The organism is Streptomyces sp. NPDC031274 (genome assembly GCF_055570235.1).
In genome coordinates this window covers 1-1,149 of record NZ_JBVIHP010000375.1, presented here as the reverse complement: position 1 = coordinate 1,149, position 1,149 = coordinate 1, and the positions used below count along the sequence as shown (strand labels likewise).

The window sequence follows — 1,149 nt, the reverse complement described above, 5'->3', positions numbered from 1 at the left end:
GCACCCTCGAATTCGCCGCCGCGCTCTACAAGTCGGCGTTCACCGGACAGCCGGTACTCGCGGGCGAGATCACCTCCGGTGACCCCTACTACCCGGCCATGCACGGCAGCCACCCCGACTGGAGCCCCAAGTGATGACGATTCAGGTCACCCACACCCACGGCGAGGGCGTCGCGCATGGCCCGGAGACGGCGGCAATGGCGCCACGATAAGGCGGGTGCACGCTACCGCCTGCGAATTGTCGAATTCTGCGCCTGCCGAATACCCCATCCGTGCTGCTCAAGCGGCATGTTGGTCGTGCAGCACTCCGCCGAGGCGGTCTCTTCGGAGTACGTCGAGCTGGGTGATCTGTGCGTGGGGGAGTGGTGCGGGAACGGCGGCAGGTCTGGACCCAGCGTTCCATGATCGCGTTCATGCGCGGTATTCGTATGCCGGTGCGCACGATCTGGATTCCGGCGTTGGTCAGGATGTCGTCGAAGAGGGCTGGGTGCTTCGCGTCCCGGTCCCGGATCAGGTACGCGTGGGGTTGCTTTGGTGTCAGTGAGGTCCATGGCCAGGTTGCGGGCGGCCTGGGTCACCCAGGCTGCGGTGGGGTGGGCGGTCAGGGTGACGGTCTCGATGAAGTCGCAGGCCAGGAGAGCGTCGGCCTGGGAGAGCAGGAACCAGGCCCAAGTGGTGGCGGCCCGGTCGGGCGCCGGATCTATGCCCTCGGAGGCGAGGGTCTCCCAGACGGTGGATGCGGCAACCTTGATGCCGAGCGTGGTGAGTTCGCCGCACCCTGCGGTAGCCCCACGATGGATTCTCACGGACCAGGCGCAGGGCCAGTCTGTGGATCGAGTGGACCATGGGTGGTCGGCCCGGCTTCTTCGGCCGGCAGGTGCGGGCGTGATGGGCCGGAGTCGACATCGGCCAACTGCGGACGGATGTGCAGTCCTGCCGCCCGCGAGGTGCCGGGCGTTGCGCTCGGCGGGGCGGTAGTCGGACCTCTCCTCACTGTCTCCCATGACGCCTCTCGAGCCCGTTGACCCCAGGTCATCTCTTCTTGGCAGGGGGACAGTCATGCCGGACCCGGAAGCAACCGGCCCTCTTGCAGGACCGCGAAGAAGATGGCGGGGGCTGTACTCGTCGGGGCAGGCAGTGCGTGCCCCGC

At 67.4% G+C, this 1,149-nt stretch carries 2 pseudogenes; one reads left to right on the top strand and one right to left on the bottom strand.

What is annotated here, in order from left to right:
• Positions 1 to 134, top strand: a pseudogene (locus ACZ5CR_RS46490) (gfo/Idh/MocA family oxidoreductase); the annotation flags it as partial.
• Positions 135 to 278: 144 nt separating this feature from the next.
• Here ACZ5CR_RS46490 and ACZ5CR_RS46485 read toward each other — a convergent pair.
• A pseudogene (locus ACZ5CR_RS46485) lies at positions 279 to 887 on the bottom strand (integrase); the annotation flags it as partial.
• Positions 888 to 1,149 lie beyond the last annotated feature (262 nt).